This window comes from Photobacterium chitinilyticum, assembly GCF_004104355.1.
Lineage (GTDB): Bacteria > Pseudomonadota > Gammaproteobacteria > Enterobacterales > Vibrionaceae > Photobacterium > Photobacterium chitinilyticum.
Window position 1 is genome coordinate 1 of record NZ_RJLM01000247.1, and the last position, 386, is coordinate 386.

The following is a 386-nucleotide window of genomic DNA, read 5'->3' on the forward strand; positions in this document are numbered from 1 at the left end:
GTCTTAGTTAGGCGCCCAATAATTATTGAAGCTAGTATTTTAGATGCTATATTAGTTAAACTAATCCCTCTGTGGTTGTCACAGGATGATTTTGACCCTTTCTTATATATTGGGACGATAAGTGATTGCGACCAGTCAGATGGAATAACGTCTAACTCCCAGATCTTAGCTAAAATATTAGTCAACCTAATCGCTAAAATTGGACCACCATCCTTAAAGACTTCTGGAGCCAATCCATCTGGACCAGCTGCCCTTCCTCGTTTCAGATTAACTATAGCCTTTTGAACTTCTGTTAGAGTTGGGGGACCTACTTCAATGTTCCATTCACACTGTCTGGGAATGGAGGGTAGTTGTAGAGTAGCTGAAGGCCAGCTGAACTGTTCTCT

1 protein-coding gene is annotated in these 386 nt (G+C 41.5%); it reads left to right on the forward strand.

The features are described 5' to 3' along the window. On the forward strand, positions 1-285 hold a 285-nt coding region (locus EDI28_RS28275; RefSeq protein WP_233353539.1), incomplete at its 5' end, for a hypothetical protein. Between the last annotated feature and the right edge of the window lie 101 nt (positions 286-386).